Source organism: Enterobacter sp. HNDS-6 (assembly GCF_039850505.1).
Lineage (GTDB): Bacteria > Pseudomonadota > Gammaproteobacteria > Enterobacterales > Enterobacteriaceae > Enterobacter > Enterobacter kobei.
Genome location: NZ_CP156673.1, coordinates 4,585,387 through 4,606,424, shown reverse-complemented (window position 1 = coordinate 4,606,424; position 21,038 = coordinate 4,585,387). Strand labels below are relative to the sequence as shown.

General features: G+C 52.9%; 16 protein-coding genes and 2 tRNA genes. 11 read left to right on the top strand and 7 right to left on the bottom strand.

Going from position 1 to position 21,038, the window contains the following annotated elements; genetic code table 11:
• The first annotated feature begins 307 nt into the window (after positions 1 to 307).
• From ABFI50_RS21545 to narI, 5 genes are all read left to right on the top strand, one after another.
• Positions 308 to 1,705, top strand: coding sequence for a NarK family nitrate/nitrite MFS transporter (locus ABFI50_RS21545; RefSeq protein WP_180261684.1), 1,398 nt, complete (start codon positions 308 to 310; stop codon positions 1,703 to 1,705).
• 379 nt (positions 1,706 to 2,084) lie between these two features.
• The gene (locus tag ABFI50_RS21540; protein ID WP_347485061.1) at positions 2,085 to 5,828 is read left to right on the top strand and encodes a nitrate reductase subunit alpha; all 3,744 of its coding nucleotides are present in this window, start codon (positions 2,085 to 2,087) and stop codon (positions 5,826 to 5,828) included.
• Complete coding sequence (narH, locus tag ABFI50_RS21535) at positions 5,825 to 7,360, top strand: nitrate reductase subunit beta (RefSeq protein WP_347485060.1); 1,536 nt, start codon at positions 5,825 to 5,827, stop codon at positions 7,358 to 7,360. Before ABFI50_RS21540 ends, narH begins: the two co-directional genes overlap by 4 nt.
• A complete protein-coding gene (narJ, locus tag ABFI50_RS21530) occupies positions 7,357 to 8,067 on the top strand; it encodes a nitrate reductase molybdenum cofactor assembly chaperone (RefSeq protein WP_023338399.1) in 711 nt (236 codons plus the stop codon). Before narH ends, narJ begins: the two co-directional genes overlap by 4 nt.
• Positions 8,067 to 8,744: a respiratory nitrate reductase subunit gamma gene (gene narI, locus ABFI50_RS21525; protein WP_023330579.1), complete on the top strand. Its 678-nt coding sequence runs from the start codon at positions 8,067 to 8,069 to the stop codon at positions 8,742 to 8,744. Before narJ ends, narI begins: the two co-directional genes overlap by 1 nt.
• Here narI and ABFI50_RS21520 read toward each other — a convergent pair.
• Positions 8,741 to 9,637 (bottom strand): DMT family transporter, encoded by an 897-nt coding sequence (locus ABFI50_RS21520; protein WP_023338397.1) that lies wholly within the window; start codon positions 9,635 to 9,637, stop codon positions 8,741 to 8,743. The two genes, narI and ABFI50_RS21520, sit on opposite strands and share 4 nt — an antisense overlap.
• A gap of 108 nt (positions 9,638 to 9,745) precedes the next feature.
• Here ABFI50_RS21520 and ABFI50_RS21515 point away from each other — a divergent pair, with 108 nt between their 5' ends.
• The gene (locus tag ABFI50_RS21515) at positions 9,746 to 10,189 is read left to right on the top strand and encodes an Lrp/AsnC family transcriptional regulator (protein WP_023338396.1); all 444 of its coding nucleotides are present in this window, start codon (positions 9,746 to 9,748) and stop codon (positions 10,187 to 10,189) included.
• Between the two features lie 131 nt (positions 10,190 to 10,320).
• Here the strand turns inward: ABFI50_RS21515 and ABFI50_RS21510 are convergent.
• The 4 genes from ABFI50_RS21510 to ABFI50_RS21495 all read right to left on the bottom strand — a co-directional run bounded on the left by ABFI50_RS21510 (position 10,321) and on the right by ABFI50_RS21495 (position 12,030).
• Positions 10,321 to 10,405, bottom strand: a tRNA-Tyr gene (locus tag ABFI50_RS21510).
• Positions 10,406 to 10,440: 35 nt separating this feature from the next.
• Positions 10,441 to 10,525, bottom strand: a tRNA-Tyr gene (locus tag ABFI50_RS21505).
• Positions 10,526 to 10,682: 157 nt separating this feature from the next.
• Positions 10,683 to 11,525 (bottom strand): formyltetrahydrofolate deformylase, encoded by an 843-nt coding sequence (purU, locus tag ABFI50_RS21500; RefSeq protein WP_014884171.1) that lies wholly within the window; start codon positions 11,523 to 11,525, stop codon positions 10,683 to 10,685.
• A gap of 46 nt (positions 11,526 to 11,571) precedes the next feature.
• Entirely contained in the window at positions 11,572 to 12,030 is a 459-nt protein-coding gene (locus tag ABFI50_RS21495; protein ID WP_023330576.1) for a YchJ family protein, read from the bottom strand.
• A gap of 114 nt (positions 12,031 to 12,144) precedes the next feature.
• Here ABFI50_RS21495 and rssA point away from each other — a divergent pair, with 114 nt between their 5' ends.
• The 3 genes from rssA (at position 12,145) to galU (ending at position 15,261) form a co-directional block, all read left to right on the top strand.
• Positions 12,145 to 13,047, top strand: coding sequence for a patatin-like phospholipase RssA (gene rssA, locus ABFI50_RS21490; protein ID WP_023330575.1), 903 nt, complete (start codon positions 12,145 to 12,147; stop codon positions 13,045 to 13,047).
• A gap of 91 nt (positions 13,048 to 13,138) precedes the next feature.
• Positions 13,139 to 14,152: a two-component system response regulator RssB gene (rssB, locus tag ABFI50_RS21485; protein ID WP_047027827.1), complete on the top strand. Its 1,014-nt coding sequence runs from the start codon at positions 13,139 to 13,141 to the stop codon at positions 14,150 to 14,152.
• 200 nt (positions 14,153 to 14,352) lie between these two features.
• Complete coding sequence (gene galU, locus ABFI50_RS21480) at positions 14,353 to 15,261, top strand: UTP--glucose-1-phosphate uridylyltransferase GalU (RefSeq protein ID WP_045135479.1); 909 nt, start codon at positions 14,353 to 14,355, stop codon at positions 15,259 to 15,261.
• A 200-nt stretch (positions 15,262 to 15,461) separates the two neighbouring features.
• Here the strand turns inward: galU and hns are convergent, their stop codons facing one another.
• Positions 15,462 to 15,875, bottom strand: a complete 414-nt coding sequence (gene hns, locus ABFI50_RS21475; RefSeq protein WP_008502781.1) for a histone-like nucleoid-structuring protein H-NS — start codon at positions 15,873 to 15,875, stop codon at positions 15,462 to 15,464.
• Between the two features lie 550 nt (positions 15,876 to 16,425).
• On the opposite strand from hns, the gene tdk reads away from it, so the two are divergent.
• Positions 16,426 to 17,040 carry a thymidine kinase gene (tdk, locus tag ABFI50_RS21470; protein WP_045135478.1) on the top strand — a complete coding sequence of 205 codons (615 nt, stop codon included), beginning with the start codon at positions 16,426 to 16,428 and terminating at the stop codon, positions 17,038 to 17,040.
• A gap of 64 nt (positions 17,041 to 17,104) precedes the next feature.
• Here tdk and adhE read toward each other — a convergent pair whose 3' ends face one another.
• Complete coding sequence (gene adhE / locus ABFI50_RS21465; protein WP_023330573.1) at positions 17,105 to 19,783, bottom strand: bifunctional acetaldehyde-CoA/alcohol dehydrogenase; 2,679 nt, start codon at positions 19,781 to 19,783, stop codon at positions 17,105 to 17,107.
• A gap of 480 nt (positions 19,784 to 20,263) precedes the next feature.
• Between adhE and ABFI50_RS21460 the strand changes: the two genes are divergently transcribed.
• Positions 20,264 to 20,911, top strand: a complete 648-nt coding sequence (locus ABFI50_RS21460) for a YchE family NAAT transporter (RefSeq protein ID WP_014884164.1) — start codon at positions 20,264 to 20,266, stop codon at positions 20,909 to 20,911.
• Positions 20,912 to 21,038: the final 127 nt, after the last annotated feature.

Sequence of the window (21,038 nt, the reverse complement as noted above, 5' to 3'; positions counted from 1 at the left end):
AGTTGCCGGGCTCCTGACGTGGCCTGCTTGCAGGAATGGCGCTATTCTGGTGCATACCCTGGAGTATACCCATACCTATAAATGATTACTCCTAAATTGCCAGTGGAGTATGCATCTGAGGGTAGGGGGAGCAGGGACGCGTCAGCGCCGTGAAAAACAACGCCTTTTTGATCTGATTTGACTACTCACTAAGGATAAGACCTTTTTTCGTGCCGCAAATCCTCGAACTTTTCCTTTGATTTATATCAACTTACCGCCGCCCTAAAACCCTAATGTTTGCAGCATCATTCGAGAATCAGAGGTGTCTATGAGTCACTCATCCGCTCCCGAAAGGGAAAATGGTGCCGTTATTACAGACTGGCGTCCAGAGGATCCGGCGTTCTGGCAACAGCGCGGCCATCGTGTAGCAAGCCGGAATCTGTGGATTTCCGTTCCGTGTCTGTTATTAGCGTTTTGCGTATGGATGTTGTTTAGTGCAGTGGCGGTAAATCTGCCAAAAGTTGGGTTTACGTTCACAACCGATCAGCTGTTTATGCTGACCGCGTTGCCGTCACTGTCTGGCGCGCTGCTGCGCGTTCCTTACGCCTTTATGGTGCCGGTCTTTGGTGGCCGTCGCTGGACGGCATTCAGTACCGGGATCATGATCGTGCCTTGCGTGTGGCTCGGCTTCGCGGTGCAGGATACGTCCACGCCGTTTAGCGTGTTCGTGATCATCTCCCTGCTGTGCGGTTTTGCGGGTGCGAACTTCGCCTCCAGTATGGCGAACATCAGCTTCTTCTTCCCGAAAGCGAAACAGGGTGGCGCGCTGGGCATTAACGGTGGTCTGGGCAACATGGGCGTGAGCGTGATGCAGCTGATCGCGCCGCTGGCGATCTCGGTGTCCATTTTTGCTGCCTTTGGTGGCGGTGGCGTTGAACAGGCGGATGGTTCTTCCCTCTACCTGCAGAACGCCGCCTGGATTTGGGTGCCGTTCCTGGTGGTCTTCACCCTGGCTGCGTGGTTCTTTATGAACGATCTGTCTGCGTCGAAGGCGTCACTGAGTGAACAGCTGCCGGTGCTGAAACGTGGACACCTTTGGGTGATGGCGCTGCTGTATCTGGCCACCTTCGGGTCGTTTATCGGTTTCTCTGCCGGTTTCGCCATGCTGTCGAAAACCCAGTTCCCGGACGTGCAGATCCTGCAATTCGCCTTCTTTGGTCCATTTATTGGCGCGCTGGCTCGCTCACTGGGCGGCATGGTTTCTGACCGTCTGGGCGGTACCCGCGTGACGCTGGTGAACTTTGTCGTGATGGCGGTCTTCTGTGCGCTGCTGTTCCTGACGCTGCCAGCGGACGGACAGGGCGGTAACTTCATCGCCTTCTTCGCCGTGTTTATGGTGCTGTTCCTGACGGCCGGTTTGGGGAGTGCGTCCACCTTCCAGATGATCTCCGTGATCTTCCGTAAGCTGACGATGGATCGCGTGAAAGCGCAGGGTGGAAGCGAAGAGCAGGCGATGCGTGAAGCGGCGACGGATACCGCTGCTGCGCTGGGCTTTATCTCTGCCATCGGTGCCATTGGCGGCTTCTTTATCCCGAAAGCGTTCGGTATTTCGCTTGACCTGACCGGTTCCCCGGCGGGTGCGATGAAAGTGTTCCTTGTGTTCTATATCGCCTGCGTTGTGATTACGTGGCTGGTATATGGCCGTAATACCAAGAAAAATAAGTAAGTGTGATTATCCGTTTGCGCGGCCTTGGGGCCGCGTTTTTTTTGATCTGGAAGTAGTTACAACATACTGGTGGGTTTGCACAGAAGCGCGCCGGTAACACTGTGATCGCCGTCGCCTTGCAGGGAGGTCTACCCCTTAATACCTGAGATGTTAAATTTTGCCGGGGTTATTGTACGATGAAATGGAAATATCATTAAAAATCATATTATTATGAATTTTTAAAATCTACCGCTTTGGTGGTATTTGGCCTAACCCCACCCCTGAAAGTCCCTCGTCGCCTTGATCGTTATCAATTCTCCTCCTCTTTCAGAGCGTTACCTTCGCTGCAAATCAGCAATGTCGATTTAGAGAGCCACAGGCTCCACACAGGAGATACCCGATGAGCAAATTTTTGGACCGGTTTCGCTACTTCAAACAGAAGGGTGAAACTTTTGCCGATGGGCACGGCCAGGTTCTGGATACCAACCGGGACTGGGAAGACGGTTACCGTCAACGCTGGCAGCATGACAAAGTTGTCCGTTCTACCCACGGCGTAAACTGCACTGGCTCATGTAGCTGGAAGATTTTCGTTAAAAACGGTCTGGTGACCTGGGAAATGCAGCAGACCGACTATCCGCGCACCCGCCCGGATATGCCGAACCACGAACCGCGCGGCTGCCCGCGTGGCGCCAGCTACTCCTGGTATCTCTATAGCGCTAACCGTCTGAAATACCCGTTGATGCGTAAGCGTCTGATGAAAATGTGGCGTGAAGCGAAAGTGCAGCACAGCGATCCGGTTGATGCCTGGGCGTCCATCATCGAAGATGCGGATAAAGCGAAAAGCTTTAAGCAGGCTCGCGGCCGCGGTGGCTTTGTTCGTTCCTCCTGGAAAGAGGTGAACGAGCTGATTGCCGCCTCTAACGTCTACACTGTCAAAACCTACGGCCCTGACCGCGTGGCAGGCTTCTCGCCGATCCCGGCGATGTCGATGGTCTCTTACGCCTCCGGCGCGCGCTATCTGTCACTGATCGGCGGCACCTGTCTGAGCTTCTACGACTGGTACTGCGACCTGCCGCCTGCGTCTCCGCAGACATGGGGCGAGCAAACCGACGTGCCGGAATCTGCTGACTGGTACAACTCAAGCTACCTCATCGCCTGGGGCTCTAACGTTCCGCAGACCCGTACCCCGGACGCGCACTTCTTTACCGAAGTCCGCTACAAAGGGACCAAAACCGTTGCGATCACCCCGGACTACGCGGAAATTGCCAAACTGTGTGACCTGTGGCTGGCACCGAAACAGGGTACCGACGCCGCGATGGCGATGGCGATGGGCCACGTTATGCTGCGCGAATTCCACCTCGATAAACCAAGTCAGTATTTCACCGACTATGTACGTCGCTACACCGACATGCCGATGCTGGTGATGCTGGAAGAGCGTGATGGTTACTACGCCGCTGGCCGTACGCTGCGCGCCGCCGATCTGGTGGACGCGCTGGGCCAGGAAAATAACCCTGAATGGAAAACCGTTGCGTATAACAGCAACGGCGAGCTGGTGGCACCTAACGGCTCTATCGGCTTCCGCTGGGGTGAGAAGGGCAAGTGGAACCTCGAACAGCGTAACGGTACCACCGGTGAAGAGACGGAACTGCGTCTCAGCATGCTGGGCAGCCAGGACGAGATCGCCGAGGTCGGCTTCCCGTACTTTGGAGGCGAAGGATCAGAGCACTTCAACAAGGTTGAACTGAAAAATGTTCTGATGCATAAACTGCCGGTTAAACGCCTGCAGTTGGCTGATGGCTCAACGGCGCTCGTCACTACCGTTTACGATTTGACCATGGCGAACTACGGTCTGGAACGGGGTCTGAATGATGAAAACTGCGCAACCAGCTATGACGACGTAAAAGCCTACACCCCGGCATGGGCGGAGCAGATCACCGGCGTTCCTCGCGCACAGATTACCCGTATCGCCCGCGAATTTGCAGAAAACGCGGATAAGACGCACGGTCGCTCAATGATCATCGTCGGCGCGGGTCTGAACCACTGGTATCACCTCGATATGAACTATCGTGGCCTGATCAACATGCTGATCTTCTGCGGCTGTGTCGGTCAGAGCGGCGGCGGTTGGGCCCACTACGTAGGCCAGGAAAAACTGCGTCCGCAGACCGGCTGGCAGCCGCTGGCGTTTGCCCTTGACTGGCAGCGTCCTGCACGTCACATGAACAGTACCTCGTACTTCTATAACCACTCCAGCCAGTGGCGCTACGAGACGGTTACCGCGCAGGAATTGCTGTCGCCAATGGCGGATAAATCTCGCTACAGCGGCCACCTGATTGACTTCAACGTCCGTGCTGAGCGCATGGGCTGGCTGCCCTCTGCGCCGCAGCTGGGGACTAACCCGCTGCGCATCGCGGAAGAGGCGAAAAAAGCAGGAATGTCACCGGTGGATTACACCGTTAAGTCCCTGAAAGACGGCTCAATCCGTTTCGCGGCTGAACAGCCAGAGAACGGCAAAAACCATCCGCGTAACCTGTTCATCTGGCGCTCCAACCTGCTGGGCTCGTCCGGTAAAGGTCACGAGTACATGCTGAAATACCTGCTCGGTACCGAGAACGGTATCCAGGGGAAAGATCTCGGCAAGCAGGGTGGCGTGAAGCCGGAAGAGGTGGAATGGAAAGACAACGGTCTGGACGGCAAGCTGGATCTGGTGGTGACCCTCGACTTCCGTCTGTCCAGTACCTGCCTGTATTCCGATATCGTGCTGCCAACCGCGACCTGGTACGAAAAAGACGACATGAATACCTCGGATATGCATCCGTTTATTCATCCACTGTCTGCCGCGGTTGATCCGGCGTGGGAGTCGAAAAGCGACTGGGATATCTACAAAGATATCGCGAAGAAATTCTCTGAAGTGTGCGTCGGGCATCTGGGCAAAGAGACCGACGTGGTGACGCTGCCAATCCAGCACGACTCTACGGCAGAGCTGGCGCAGCCGCTGGACGTCAAAGACTGGAAAAAAGGCGAATGTGACCTGATCCCGGGCGTGACCGCGCCGCACATCATTCCGGTGGAGCGTGATTACCCGGCGACGTACGAGCGATTTACCTCTATCGGTCCGCTGATGGAGAAAATCGGTAACGGCGGGAAAGGGATTGCCTGGAATACCCAGAGCGAAATGGATCTGCTGCGTAAGCTCAATTACACCAAAGCGGACGGCCCGGCGAAAGGCCAGCCAATGCTGAACACGGCGATTGATGCCGCAGAGATGATCCTGACCCTGGCGCCGGAAACCAACGGCCACGTGGCGGTGAAGGCGTGGGCAGCGCTGAGCGAGTTTACCGGTCGTGACCACACGCATCTGGCAACGAATAAAGAGGAAGAGAAAATCCGCTTCCGCGATATTCAGGCCCAGCCGCGCAAGATTATCTCCAGCCCGACCTGGTCAGGACTTGAAGATGAGCATGTCTCCTATAACGCCGGTTACACCAACGTTCACGAATTGATCCCATGGCGCACGCTGTCCGGTCGTCAGTCCCTGTATCAGGATCACCAGTGGATGCGTGACTTCGGTGAAAGCCTGCTGGTGTACCGTCCGCCAATCGACACCCGCTCCGTAACCGCAGTTATGGGCGCGAAATCCAACGGTAACCCTGAAAAGGCGCTGAACTTCCTGACGCCGCACCAGAAGTGGGGGATCCACTCGACCTATAGCGACAACCTGCTGATGCTGACGCTTTCGCGCGGCGGTCCGATTGTCTGGATGAGCGAGACGGATGCCAAAGATCTGGGTATTGAAGATAACGACTGGATCGAGGTGTTTAACAGCAACGGTGCCCTGACGGCACGTGCGGTGGTGAGCCAGCGCGTACCGGCCGGGATGACCATGATGTACCACGCGCAGGAACGTATCGTTAACCTGCCGGGGTCAGAAATCACCGAACAGCGCGGCGGGATCCACAACTCCGTGACCCGTATTACGCCGAAGCCGACCCATATGATCGGGGGCTATGCGCAGCTGGCCTACGGCTTTAACTACTACGGCACCGTAGGATCGAACCGCGATGAGTTCGTGGTGGTACGTAAGATGAAGAACATTAACTGGTTAGACGGCGAAGGTAATGACCAGGTACAGGAGAGCGTAAAATGAAAATTCGTTCACAAGTCGGCATGGTGCTGAATCTGGATAAATGCATCGGCTGTCACACCTGCTCGGTCACCTGTAAAAACGTCTGGACCAGCCGTGAAGGTATGGAGTACGCCTGGTTCAACAACGTGGAAAGCAAGCCGGGTACCGGCTTCCCGACCGACTGGGAAAACCAGGAGAAGTGGAAGGGCGGTTGGATCCGTAAAATCAACGGCAAGCTGCAGCCGCGCATGGGTAACCGCGCGATGCTTCTGGGAAAAATCTTCGCTAACCCGCATCTGCCGGGCATTGAGGATTACTACGAGCCGTTTGACTATGACTACCAGAACCTGCACAACGCGCCAGAAAGCAAACACCAGCCGATCGCGCGTCCTCGCTCGCTGATCACCGGGAAGCGCATGGACAAAATTACCAGCGGTCCAAACTGGGAGGAGATTCTGGGCGGCGAGTTCGAAAAACGCGCCAAAGACCAGAACTTCGAGAACATGCAGAAGGCGATGTACGGCCAGTTCGAAAACACCTTCATGATGTATCTGCCGCGCCTTTGCGAGCACTGCCTGAACCCGGCGTGCGTGGCGACCTGCCCAAGCGGCGCCATCTACAAGCGTGAAGAGGACGGCATCGTCCTGATCGACCAGGACAAATGCCGCGGCTGGCGTATGTGCATCACCGGCTGCCCGTACAAAAAAATCTACTTCAACTGGAAGAGCGGGAAATCAGAGAAGTGCATCTTCTGCTACCCGCGTATCGAAGCAGGTCAGCCAACCGTCTGCTCCGAAAGCTGCGTAGGCCGTATCCGCTACCTCGGCGTGCTGCTGTATGACGCAGACGCGATTGAAAATGCCGCGAGTACCGAGAACGAGAAAGATCTGTATCAGCGTCAGCTGGACGTGTTCCTTGACCCGAACGATCCGAAAGTCATTGAGCAGGCGCTTAAGGACGGTTTTCCACAAAGCGTTATCGACGCGGCGCAGCAGTCGCCGGTGTATAAAATGGCGATGGACTGGAAGCTGGCTCTGCCGCTTCATCCGGAATACCGCACGCTGCCGATGGTCTGGTACGTGCCGCCGCTGTCGCCAATCCAGTCTGCTGCCGATGCAGGCGAGCTGGGCAGCAACGGCATTCTGCCGGACGTCGAGAGCCTGCGTATCCCGGTTCAGTATCTGGCAAACCTGCTGACCGCAGGGGATACCCAGCCGGTACTGCTGGCGCTGAAACGTATGCTGGCGATGCGTCACTTTAAGCGTGCGGAAACCGTTGATGGCGTTAACGATACCCGCGCGCTGGACGAGGTCGGTCTGACTGAAGCACAGGCCCAGGAGATGTACCGCTACCTGGCAATTGCCAACTATGAAGACCGTTTCGTGGTGCCGAGCAGCCACCGTGAACTGGCTCGCGAGGCCTTCCCGGAGAAAAATGGCTGTGGCTTTAGTTTTGGCGACGGTTGCCATGGGTCAGACAGCAAATTCAACCTGTTTAACAGCCGCCGCATCGACGCCATGGATGTGACCAGCAAAACGGAGCCGCACCAATGATTGAACTCGTCATTGTTTCGCGTCTGCTCGAGTATCCGGATGCTGCGCTTGCGCAGCATCAGCAGGAGCTTTTTGATGCACTCGCGTCATCTGAAAACCTGGATAAAGAGGATGCCCAGACGCTGGGCGTTTTCCTCCGCGACCTGTTAGCGCGCGATCTGCTCGACGCGCAGGCGGACTACAGCCAGCTGTTTGACCGTGGCCGTGCAACGTCGTTACTGCTGTTCGAACACGTTCATGGTGAATCCCGCGACCGGGGTCAGGCGATGGTGGACCTGATGGCTCAGTACGAGCAGCACGGCCTGATGCTCGACAGCCGCGAGCTGCCGGATCATCTGCCGCTGTACCTGGAGTATCTGGCTCAACTGCCGAAAGACGAGGCGCTTGGCGGTCTGCAGGACATCGCGCCGATCCTGGCGTTGCTCAGCGCGCGTCTTCAGCAGCGTGAGAGCCGCTATGCGGTGCTGTTCGACCTGCTGATGAAGCTGGCAAACGCCGCAGTCGACAGTGAAAAAGTGGCGGAGAAAATCGCGGATGAAGCCCGCGATGATACCCCGCAAGCGCTGGATGCGGTCTGGGAGGAAGAGCAGGTGAAATTCTTTGCTGACCAGAGCTGCGGCGAGTCTGAAATCTCCGCTCACCAGCGTCGTTTTGCCGGGGCGGTCGCTCCGCAATATTTGGATATCTCTAACGGAGGACGGCACTAATGCACTTCCTGAATATGTTCTTCTTTGACATTTACCCGTATATCGCGGGCACCGTGTTCCTGGTGGGAAGCTGGCTGCGTTATGACTACGGCCAGTACACCTGGCGTGCTGCCTCCAGCCAGATGCTGGATCGTAAGGGGATGCACGTCGCGTCTAACCTGTTTCATATCGGGATCCTCGGGATTTTTGCCGGGCACTTCCTCGGGATGCTGACCCCGCACTGGATGTACGAAGCGTGGCTGCCGATTGAGGTGAAGCAGAAGATGGCGATGATCGCGGGCGGTGCCTGCGGCGTGATGACCCTCGTCGGGGGCCTGCTGTTGCTGAAACGTCGTCTGTTCAGCCCGCGGGTGCGGGCAACGACCACCGCGGCGGACATCCTGATCCTTTCCCTGCTGGTGGTGCAATGCGCGCTGGGTCTGCTGACCATTCCGTTCTCGGCGCAGCATATGGACGGCAGTGAAATGATGAAGCTGGTCGGCTGGGCGCAGTCCGTGGTGACTTTCCACGGTGGCGCGTCCGAACACCTGGACGGCGTGGCGTTTATCTTCCGCGTTCACCTGGTGCTGGGGATGACGTTGTTTGTGCTTTTCCCGTTCTCCCGTCTGGTACACATCTGGAGCGCGCCGGTGGAGTACCTGACGCGCAAGTATCAGATTGTGCGTGCCCGTCGCTAATTCACCGTTTTAATACCAACCCCGCACTCGCGGGGTTTTTTTTCGCCCCAGCCCAGGTTGTTGCCCGCCGCGGCAAACAGGATTAACGCGCCACCCGCCAGCTGCGTCAGGTTCAATGCGTGTCCGAACACCAGATTATCTACAATAATTGCCACCACCGGATAGATAAACGACAGGGAGCCGGTCACCGGCGTTGGCAGTTTCTGGATCGCGCTATACAGCAGTTGATACATAATACCGGTATGGACGATGCCCAGCGTCAGCAAGATCGGCCAGGGAAAATCACCGGAGAGCGACGGCTGGCTGGCAAAAGGCAGCAGCATCACCACGCCGGTCAGCACCTGGATAAAAGCGATATGCTGTGGGGCGATTGTTTTGAGTTTGCGCGCAATGATTGCCGTCAGCGCATAGAAGAAGGCCGCGGCCATGGCCAGACCAACCCCTGCGAGCCATTTACTGTTCTGGGCTCCGGTCAGCTCACTGGAGAGCAATATCACCACTCCGCCAAAGGCGAGGAACAGCCAGCCCCATTTTACCAGGCTGACGCGCTCACCTAAAAACATCCCCATCAATACCAGCATAAACGGCTGGGTGTTATATACCACGGTAGACAGGCCAATAGAGATACGTTCGTAAGCGGCGAAAAGCAGTAGCCAGTTCACAACTAATGCCACACCCCCGAGAATCGCCAGCATCAGCGTGGTGCGGGTGAGGGGACTAAAGGGCTTTTGACTGACCCGGATAAAAATAAAAAGTGTTATGGCCCCAATAAGACAGCGCCAGAAGACCACTTCCGTGACGGGCAGACCGGAGAGTAAAACAAACGCACCGATAGAGCCGGAAATTAACATCGCCAGGCTCATTTGCCAGACGCCTTTATGGAAATCACGCATTATCCACCTCCTGATTTAATGACCTTATTGTCGAAAATCGCTGTCGGGTTTTACAGGGTTGATATAAGGTGAAAGAGAGTGATGACTTTTTAAAATGAGGCAAAATCGATGGAAAACCTTCTCGATGAGATCGACAGACACATATTAACCTGCCTGGTTGAAGATGCGCGCATGTCGCTGAAGGTGCTCAGTGGCCGTATCGGTTTGACCTCACCCAGCACGGCAGAACGGCTGAAAAGGCTGGAAGAACGCGGTGTGATTCAGGGATATTGTGCGCGGGTGAATCTGGCGGCGTTGGGATATACGCTGCAGGCGCTGGTGCGCGTGCGGCCGCTGCCTGGGTTGCTGCATAAAGTCGATAAGTACATTCAGGCGATGCCGGAGTGTATTGAGAGCGACAAAGTGACCGGGGAAGATTGCTTCGTGATCAGGCTGGTGGTGCGCTCGATAGAGCAACTGGATGTGTTGCTGGACGGGCTGGCGGAACATGCGCAGTGTAATACGTCGATTGTGAAGAGTTCGCCGGTGAAGCGACGATTGCCACCGATGTAGCTGCCTGTCGCCGGGTGGCGGCTGCGCCTTACCCGGCCTACAACGGCTTAGTCGAAGCTTCTCATCCTTCCCCATAACGGAAATGCATGACGTCGAGTGCGAGCAGATAATTCAGAGGTGTTTGGAAATGATGGTGGTGGGGGAAGGATTCGAACCTTCGAAGTCGATGACGGCAGATTTACAGTCTGCTCCCTTTGGCCGCTCGGGAACCCCACCAGGGGTAATTCACATTTTGAGGTAATGCTGAGAGATGGTGGTGGGGGAAGGATTCGAACCTTCGAAGTCGATGACGGCAGATTTACAGTCTGCTCCCTTTGGCCGCTCGGGAACCCCACCACGGGGTAATGCTATTTACTGGCCCGCTTCCTGCTGGAAGCGGGGCGCATCATATCAAATGACACGCCCCTGTAAAGCGTTACCACAATAAAAATAAACTGGTTGCCTGATTTTTACGCGCAAAGCTGGAAAGCTAACCAGTTCATTTCATTGTCGATTAAAGAATAATCGTTCTGTTACCGTAGACAAAGACACGCTGTGCCAGCACCTGATACAGTGCACGGCTTAACACATTTTTCTCAACGTCACGGCCAGCGCGCATCATGTCTTCTGCCGTGTAGGTGTGATCCACGTGAATGACGTCCTGCATGATGATTGGGCCTTCGTCCAGATTGTCATTCACGTAGTGCGCGGTCGCGCCGATGATCTTCACGCCGCGCTCGTACGCCTGATGGTAAGGGCGGGCACCAATGAAGGCTGGCAGGAATGAGTGGTGAATGTTGATGATCTTGTTCGGGAAACGCGCCACGAAAGAGGGCGTCAGCACGCGCATATATTTCGCCAGCACCACGTAGTCCGGATTATGCGCTTCAATGGCTTCAGCCATCAGGTTGTCATGCTCTTCACGGGTATGGCCTTCATGGCTCACCAGTTCAAACGGAATATCAAACCGTTCAACCAGCGTGCGCAGGGTCTCGTGGTTGCCGATAACCGCGGCGATTTCAACATCCAGACCGCCGTAATTGGCTTTCATTAGCAGATCGCCCAGGCAGTGAGCTTCTTTCGTCACCAGAATCACAACGCGACGACGGCCCGCTGGATTCAGCTCACGCACCGAACCTTCCGGCAGCGCGCTGTCCAGATCGGCAAGCAGGGTGGTGTCGTTGAAAATACCTTCCAGTTCGGTTCGCATGAAGAAACGACCGGTACGGTGGTCAACGAACTCGTTGTTCTGCACGATATTCAGTTCATGTTTGTAGCAAATGTTGGTAATTCGTGCGATCAGCCCTTTTTGATCGGGACAGATAGTGCGCAGAACTTTACGTTGTAATGATTGCATCGCCGGGAAATCCTGTTTGTATTTGCGAAGTCTGGGTTGTCAGGCGTTACTGCCCGCAACACTTTTTAAATTTTTTACCTGAACCACAAGGGCAGGGATCGTTACGACCAAACTGTGGGCGCGTACCGTCAATATAATACCATTGCCCGCTTTCCTTTAAGAACCGGGAACGCTCGATAATGGCGCCAGGTTTATTGTTCTCGGTAAAGCGGGCGACAAAGCTGACAAAGCCTTCGTCGTCGTGACTGCCGGGTGACGATTCAAAGACGGTAAGTCCTAGCCATTGGGTATGCGTAAACCCGGCTTCGATCTCTTGTCTGAAGTCGGCGGCGTGGCAGGATGGGTGCCAGGTTTTTATCAGGTAGTCTGCGTCTTTGATCACAAAAGCAGTATACCGTGAACGCATGAGGTGTGACGGGTCCGGTGCAACCTGATTGCCAGAAAGATATCGCTGGCAACATAGGCTATACTCCAGAGCGCTACCACAGGGGCAGAGTTGAGACACGATTCTCTTCCTGGAATAAAAAATAAGGGCGTTAAACGCCTCGGGTAGCACTATGTTAACTGAGCTGTTGCGTTGACGCTATGTCAGGAATCCAGGGGAAGTAAAACAGGGCTAATGAGAAAGGTTAAAATTGGACTGGCGCTGGGCTCAGGTGCAGCCCGGGGATGGTCCCACATCGGCGTGATTAATGCCTTAAACAAGATGGGCGTTGACGTCGATATCGTTGCGGGATGTTCCATAGGATCGCTTGTCGGCTCCGCGTATGCGTGCGGCAAACTCCCGGAACTCGAAACCTGGGTACGTTCCTTCAGCTACTGGGACGTGCTTCGCCTGATGGATCTCTCCTGGCAACGCGGTGGACTGTTGCGCGGCGAACGCGTCTTTAACCAGTTCCGCCAGGTTATGCCTCTTCAGGACTTCACGGATTGTCAGATGCCTTTCGGCGCCGTCGCGACGAATCTCAGCACCGGACGCGAACTCTGGCTGACCGAAGGAGATATTCACCTTGCGGTGCGTGCCTCATGCAGCATTCCCGGGCTTATGGCACCTGTCCCCCATAACGGTTATTGGCTTGTCGATGGTGGCGTCGTTAATCCTGTTCCCATCTCTCTGACGCGTGCCATGGGGGCAGATATCGTTATTGCCGTGGATTTGCAGCACGATGCTCACCTGATGCAGCAAGACCTTATGCCGGTCAATCTCCAGAGCGAAGATGCCGAAGGCGAGAAGCTTGCCTGGCACGCGCGTTTGCGTGGAAGGATTGGGCGTCTGGCCGCACGACGCTCGGTCGCCGCACCGACGGCGATGGAAATCATGACCACCTCTATTCAGGTTCTTGAGAATCGCCTTAAACGTAACCGTATGGCTGGCGATCCTCCGGATATTCTTATTCAGCCATACTGTCCACAAATCTCTACCCTTGATTTCCATCGGGCTGAGGCCGCCATCGCAGCGGGCTCATTAGCCGTCGAAAAGAAAATAGACGAGTTGCTGCCTTTTGTGCGAACAGCACGTTAAGCACCTTTTTTTGACTACTTCAGCAAAATCTGACAGGCGATAGTACCGATAGCATGCCACTATTTAGTAACTATCAGCCAGGGGAGGAACCATGACGCAGCCATTGGCCGGAAAACACATTTTGATTGTTGAAGACGAGCCCGTTTTCCGATCGCTACTGGATTCATGGTTATCCTCACTGGGCGCAAACACGTTACTGGCTGAAGATGGCATCGACGCGCTGGAAAAAATGACCAGCATTACGCCCGATCTGATGATTTGCGATATCGCGATGCCGCGCATGAACGGACTGAAACTGGTTGAACATCTGCGTAACGAGGGTGACCAGATGCCCATTCTGGTGATCTCTGCGACAGAAAATATGGCCGATATCGCCAAAGCATTGCGCCTTGGCGTCCAGGATATCCTGCTTAAACCCGTTAAAGATCTGAACCGGTTACGTGAAACGGTATTAGCGTGCCTCTATCCGAATATGTTTAATTCCCGCGTTGAGGAAGAGGAACGTCTTTTCCAGGACTGGGACGCGCTGGTAAGTGATCCGCCTGCGGCAGCCAAACTGTTGCAAGAACTTCAGCCACCCGTTCAGCAGACTATTTCACACTGCCGCGTAAATTATCGCCAGCTGGTGGCGGCTGACCAGCCTGGGCTGGTGCTGGATATTGCGCCACTGTCTGACTCTGATCTCGCGTTTTATTCTCTGGACGTAACCCGTGCAGGGGATAATGGCGTATTAGCCGCGTTGTTACTTCGTGCGCTATTTAACGGTTTATTGCAGGAACAGTTATCGCATCAGGGACAACGGCTTCCTGAGTTAGGCAGTTTACTCAAACAAGTAAACCAGCTTTTTCGTCAGGCCAATTTACCGGGACAGTTCCCGCTGCTGGTGGGTTATTACCATAGCGGTTTAAAGAATCTTATCCTCGTTTCAGCAGGTCTGAATGCGTCACTGAATACGGGCGAACACCATATTCAGGTGAGTAACGGTGTACCGCTTGGAACACTGGGTACGGCGTATCTTAATCAAATTAGCCACCGTTGTTCCTCATGGCAGTGTCAAATTTGGGGGGCTGGGGGAAGGCTACGCTTAATGTTGTCCACGGAATAAGCAACTGGAGCGTAATTTTAAGATTGCTTTACCTGTGTTTTCTTGGGAGTGCTACTATCGCAGCCCAGAATCATGCGTATTTGTCCTAATTGATCGGCAACGCGTTCTTTTCAGACCCGGACTGCAGGGCGAGGCTGATATACTCAACGCGTTATTTATTGCATAAAAGTTCAAAACTTGAACAGCTCAGGAGAATTTGAATGGCTGCCCTAAATTCGAAAGTCAGAAAGGCCGTCATCCCGGTAGCGGGATTGGGGACCAGGATGTTACCAGCAACTAAGGCGATTCCTAAAGAGATGTTGCCTCTGGTTGATAAGCCATTAATTCAGTATGTCGTCAATGAGTGTATCGCTGCCGGCATCACTGAAATTGTGCTGGTTACGCATTCATCAAAAAACTCTATCGAAAACCACTTCGATACAAGTTTTGAACTCGAAGCCATGCTGGAAAAACGTGTTAAGCGTCAGCTGTTAGAAGAAGTTCAGTCTATTTGCCCTCCGCACGTCACTATTATGCAGGTGCGTCAGGGGCTGGCTAAAGGCCTGGGTCACGCGGTGATGTGTGCACACCCGGTTGTCGGTGATGAGCCGGTAGCGGTTATTCTGCCTGACGTTATTCTGGATGAATACGAATCCGATCTTTCCCAGGACAACCTGGCAGAGATGATCAAGCGTTTCGATGAAACGGGTAGCAGCCAGATCATGGTTGAGCCTGTTGATGACGTGACGGCTTACGGCGTGGTTGACTGCAAAGGCGTTAACCTTGAACCAGGCGAAAGCGTACCCATGGTTGGCGTTGTAGAGAAGCCTAAAGCCGACGTAGCGCCTTCTAATCTGGCGGTTGTGGGTCGCTATGTCCTGAGTGCTGAAATCTGGCCTCTGCTGGCGAAAACGCCTCCAGGCGCAGGGGATGAAATCCAGCTGACCGATGCTATCGATATGCTGATCGAGAAAGAGACCGTTGAGGCTTACCATATGAAAGGTAAGAGCCATGACTGCGGTAATAAGCTCGGTTATATGCAGGCTTTCGTTGAATATGGCATTCGCCACAATTCACTGGGTGAAGAATTTAAAGCCTGGCTCAAAGAGAGTATGGGTATTAAGAAATAACTCCCCAGTGTAAATGTCTGAAACCGGTGTGGCGTTGCTCACCGGTTTTTTTATGCCCATAAAACGCTCCGGGGTGCCTGATTGTAAGCATAGCTATATCGATGAATAACGCTTTATGACGTTGTGTAAGAGGATGTTTGCAATAAATTGCGGCCAAAAAAAATCCCGCCAGAAGCGGGATTTTTCTGAATTCGGCGTGATTAATCCTTGATCAGGAAGTCATCCAGCTGTTTACCTTGCTCATCCATAGCTTTCTTGATTACAGCAGGAGTGCGGCCCTGGCCAGTCCAGGTTTTAGTTTCGCCGTTCTCATCAACGTAGCTATATTTAGCAGGACGCGCAGCGCGTTTTGCTTTGGTACCGGTTTTAGCTGCAGCCATGCTGTTCAGCAATTCATTTGGATCGATACCATCAGCAATCAGCATTTCACGATATTGCTGCAGTTTACGAGTACGCTCTTCGATTTCAGCAGCAGCAGCGCTTTCTTCTTCGCGACGTTCATTAACTACAACTTCTAATTTTTCCAGCATTTCTTCGAGCGTTTCAAGGGTACATTCTCTTGCCTGCGCACGAAGAGTACGGATGTTGTTCAGAATTTTAAGTGCTTCGCTCATTGTAGTAATCTCAAACTTATAATGGGGGGTGGTTTGTTGTCCTAATAATAGAGCCATAAATTCAGTTGTGCAATAGCCAGGAATGTAAGGAATTCAAAAAATACTAAATAAAGCCGCTATTATTAATTACGCTAACTTAAATTTCCTCTTCGACTGTGTGTCGCTTGTTATCACGTTAACCTGCTTAACCCCGCCGATTGCATCTTTTTTTTGTGACATTTACCGCAGGAATTATAGTTTCGGCGGATAAATATCAGCCTTTTGTATTAGTTCCAGGCTGGGGTGTTAAGGCAGGAATAGTTAATAAATAGTGAATTTTAATGAACGCTGATGCCACTATAAAAAGAAGTGTTATGTTTGGCTCACCCTATAACATATTCACAAATGAGCTTATCTTTACTCTCTGTTTTAACGGATTATTTTCGCCAGAAGTAGCTGTTTTACACCTTTCAGCAAGGCATCTTCTGTGCGGCCTGTCGCGGAAGACCAGACAAAATATGGTACAATGAATCATCGGTAATATTACACATTGATTAGGGTTTTACGGCCAATGGCACAGCTTTATTTCTACTATTCGGCAATGAATGCCGGCAAATCTACCGCACTGCTGCAATCCTCATACAATTACCAGGAACGAGGGATGCGTACCGTTGTTTATACCGCTGAAATCGACGACCGCTTCGGTGCCGGAAAGGTGAGTTCAAGAATAGGCCTGTCTTCGCCAGCCAGATTGTTTAACCCGCAATCTGACCTGCTGAATGACATCCGCGCTGCGCATGCGTCAGAGCCTATTCATTGCGTTCTGGTTGATGAGAGCCAGTTCCTGACGCGTGAACAGGTTCATGCGCTCTCCGAAGTGGTGGATGAGCTGGATATTCCCGTTCTGTGCTACGGACTGCGTACGGACTTTCGCGGGGAGCTGTTTGCCGGAAGCCAGTATCTGCTCGCCTGGTCAGATAAGCTCGTGGAACTGAAAACTATCTGCTTCTGCGGACGTAAAGCCAGCATGGTGCTTCGACTCGATCAGGCCGGAAAACCTTATGCAGATGGGGAGCAGGTGGTGATAGGCGGCAATGAACGCTATGTCTCGGTCTGTCGTAAGCATTATAAAGAAGCGCTGTCAGTCGGCTCTCTGACGGCGATTCAGCACGACAACAGAAAATAACCTCTTTGGTATTCAGACATAAAAAAACCCGCCTGGAAGGCGGGTTTTTTCATCAGGCTGTCAGTTAAGCGCTTTTCTTCGCTTTCTTGTCAGCTTTAATGACAGGTGCTTCTGTTTTCACAGCAGCAACGTCACCTTCTTTGAACTCACGACCGTAGTAGGTATCCAGCAGAATCTGTTTCAGCTCGGAGATCAGTGGGTAGCGCGGGTTAGCACCAGTACACTGGTCATCGAATGCATCTTCAGACAGCTTGTCTACGTGAGCGAGGAAGTCAGCTTCCTGAACGCCTGCTTCACGGATAGATTTAGGAATACCCAGTTCAGCTTTCAGGCTTTCCAGCCATGCCAGCAGTTTCTCAATCTTCGCAGCAGTGCGGTCGCCCGGTGCGCTCAGACCAAGGTGGTCAGCGATTTCAGCATAACGACGGCGCGCTTGCGGACGGTCGTACTGGCTGAAAGCCGTCTGCTTGGTTGGGTTGTCGTTGGCGTTATAACGGATAACGTTGCTGATCAACAGGGCGTTCGCCAGACCGTGAGGAATGTGGAACTGTGAACCCAGTTTGTGCGCCATAGAGTGGCAAACACCCAGGAAGGCGTTCGCAAACGCGATACCGGCGATAGTGGCTGCACTGTGGACACGTTCGCGCGCTACAGGGTTCTTAGAACCTTCGTTGTAAGACGCTGGCAGGTTTTCTTTCAGCAGTTTCAGTGCCTGCAGAGCCTGACCGTCAGAGAACTCAGATGCCAGAACAGAAACGTAAGCTTCCAGAGCGTGAGTCACGGCATCCAGACCACCGAAGGCACACAGTGATTTCGGCATTTCCATAACCAGGTTGGCATCAACGATAGCCATATCTGGGGTCAGGGCGTAGTCAGCCAGTGGGTATTTCTGACCGGTTGCATCGTCAGTTACTACTGCAAATGGCGTAACTTCTGAACCCGTACCGGAAGTGGTGGTGACGGCGATCATTTTCGCTTTCACGCCCATTTTCGGGAACTTGTAGATACGTTTACGGATGTCCATAAAGCGCAGCGCCAGTTCTTCGAAGTGGGTTTCTGGATGTTCGTACATAACCCACATAATTTTCGCGGCATCCATTGGGGAACCACCACCCAGAGCGATAATCACATCTGGTTTGAAGGAGTTCGCCAGTTCAGCACCTTTACGCACCACGCTCAGTGTTGGGTCAGCTTCAACTTCAAAGAACACTTCAGTTTCAACGCCAGACGCTTTCAGAACAGAGGTGATCTGGTCAGCGTAGCCGTTGTTGAACAGGAAACGGTCAGTCACGATGAGCGCACGCTTGTGGCCATCAGTAATCACTTCATCCAGCGCGATTGGCAGAGAGCCACGGCGGAAGTAGATAGATTTCGGAAGTTTGTGCCACAACATGTTTTCAGCTCGCTTAGCAACGGTTTTCTTGTTGATCAGGTGTTTCGGACCAACGTTTTCAGAGATGGAGTTACCACCCCAGGAACCACAACCCAGAGTCAGGGAAGGTGCGAGTTTGAAGTTGTACAGGTCACCGATACCACCCTGAGAAGCAGGGGTGTTAATCAGGATACGGGCAGTTTTCATCATCTGACCGAAATGAGCAACACGCTCAGGCTGGTTATCCTGGTCGGTGTACAGGCAAGAGGTGTGACCGATACCGCCCATGGCAACCAGTTTCTCGGCTTTCTCTACCGCGTCTTCGAAATCTTTCGCACGGTACATAGCAAGCGTAGGAGACAGTTTTTCGTGAGCGAACGGCTCGCTTTCGTCGACAACTTTTACTTCACCGATCAGGATCTTGGTGGTTGCCGGAACGGTAAAGCCTGCGAGTTCAGCAATTTTATAGGCGGGTTGACCTACGATAGCGGCGTTCAGCGCGCCATTTTTCAGAATGATGTCCTGAACCGCTTTCAGCTCTTTACCCTGCAGCAGGTAGCCGCCGTGGCTGGCGAAACGCTCGCGTACTGCGTCGTATACGGAATCAACCACAACAACAGACTGTTCAGATGCACAGATAACGCCGTTATCGAAGGTTTTAGACATCAGTACGGAAGCAACGGCACGTTTGATATCAGCAGTTTCGTCGATAACAACAGGGGTGTTACCCGCGCCCACACCGATGGCAGGTTTACCGGAGCTGTATGCAGCTTTAACCATGCCTGGACCACCGGTCGCCAGGATCAGGTTAATGTCAGGATGGTGCATCAGTGCGTTGGACAGCTCAACGGAAGGTTGGTCGATCCAGCCAATCAGATCTTTTGGTGCGCCTGCGGCAATCGCAGCCTGCAGAACGATATCTGCTGCCTTGTTGGTCGCATCTTTTGCACGTGGATGTGGAGAGAAGATAATTGCGTTACGCGTCTTCAGGCTGATCAGAGATTTGAAGATAGCCGTTGAAGTTGGGTTAGTCGTTGGAACAATACCGCAGATAATACCGATAGGTTCAGCGATGGTGATCGTGCCGAAGGTGTCGTCTTCAGACAGCACGCCACAGGTTTTCTCATCTTTATAGGCGTTGTAGATATACTCTGAAGCAAAGTGGTTTTTGATCACTTTATCTTCAACGATACCCATGCCAGATTCGGCAACGGCCATTTTAGCGAGAGGGATTCGAGCATCTGCAGCAGCCAGAGCGGCAGCGCGGAAGATTTTATCAACCTGTTCTTGGGTGAAATTGGCATATTCACGCTGGGCTTTTTTAACGCGCTCGACGAGGGCGTTCAGTTCAGCGATATTAGTAACAGCCATAATGCTCTCCTGATAATGTTTAAACTCTTTTAGTAAACCAGCGCTCGATACGTCAGACAGTATAGACAGTGCCAATACGACTTGCGTTACATAAAGTAAAACAATGGGTTACTTTATGCTCCAGCACACTAATTTACTAAAAGAGCCTTACCTTAGCATCATCCCTTTTTGACAGGTGACCTTCCTGGGGGGCGTAATCAAGATTACTCACTTCTGAGTACGGAAATCATGATCTGCGTCAATTTCTCCCCAAGCTGATACCTTTCAGCAGGGTTATTTCATGGATATTTTTCCACTGTTAATTAATTAAGTAACTATTGGAAGTGGCGGCATCAATGATTCAACATATGTTTAACATTCTGAAATGCTAACGTTTTGGCACAGATTTCTGGTGAAGTATGCTAATAAAAAGCGTATCTTCAGCGCGATTTTTCATGACAACGTTGTCAGTCCCGGGCATGTGCAAAGGCGGAGCAAAACGTGATCCAAACGCTCTTTGATTTTCCAACGTATTTCAAATTTTTTATCGGTTTGTTTGCCCTGGTTAACCCGGTGGGTATCATTCCTGTCTTTATTAGTATGACCAGTTACCAGACGGCGGCGGCCCGGAACAAAACCAATCTCACCGCTAACCTGTCTGTGGCGATCATCTTGCTCACCTCGCTTTTCCTGGGGGATGCCATTCTCCAGGTCTTCGGTATCTCCATCGACTCCTTCCGCATTGCGGGTGGGATCCTGGTGGTGACCATCGCCATGTCGATGATCAGCGGTAAGCTGGGCGAGGACAAACAGAACAAGCAGGAGAAGTCAGAAACCGCGATACGCGAGAGTATCGGCGTGGTTCCGCTGGCGTTACCCTTGATGGCAGGGCCCGGTGCCATCAGTTCAACCATTGTCTGGGGTACGCGTTACCATAGCCTCATGCACCTGATTGGCTTTTCTGTCGCCATTGCTGTTTTCGCGCTCTGCTGCTGGGGGGTATTTCGTATGGCGCCCTGGCTGGTTCGCTTGCTGGGGCAGACGGGGATTAACGTCATCACCCGTATCATGGGGTTGTTGTTGATGGCGTTAGGGATCGAATTCATTGTCACCGGTATTAAAAGCATTTTCCCCGGCTTGTTACACTAATATTTCGAATGAAAGAACGGAGCGACGGCTCCGTTTTTTTACGTGATTATCAGCAAATCATATAACTAAAGTTGAAATGCTCACATATCATAATAAATTCTACTAATAATGTTCATCTCTTTTATTT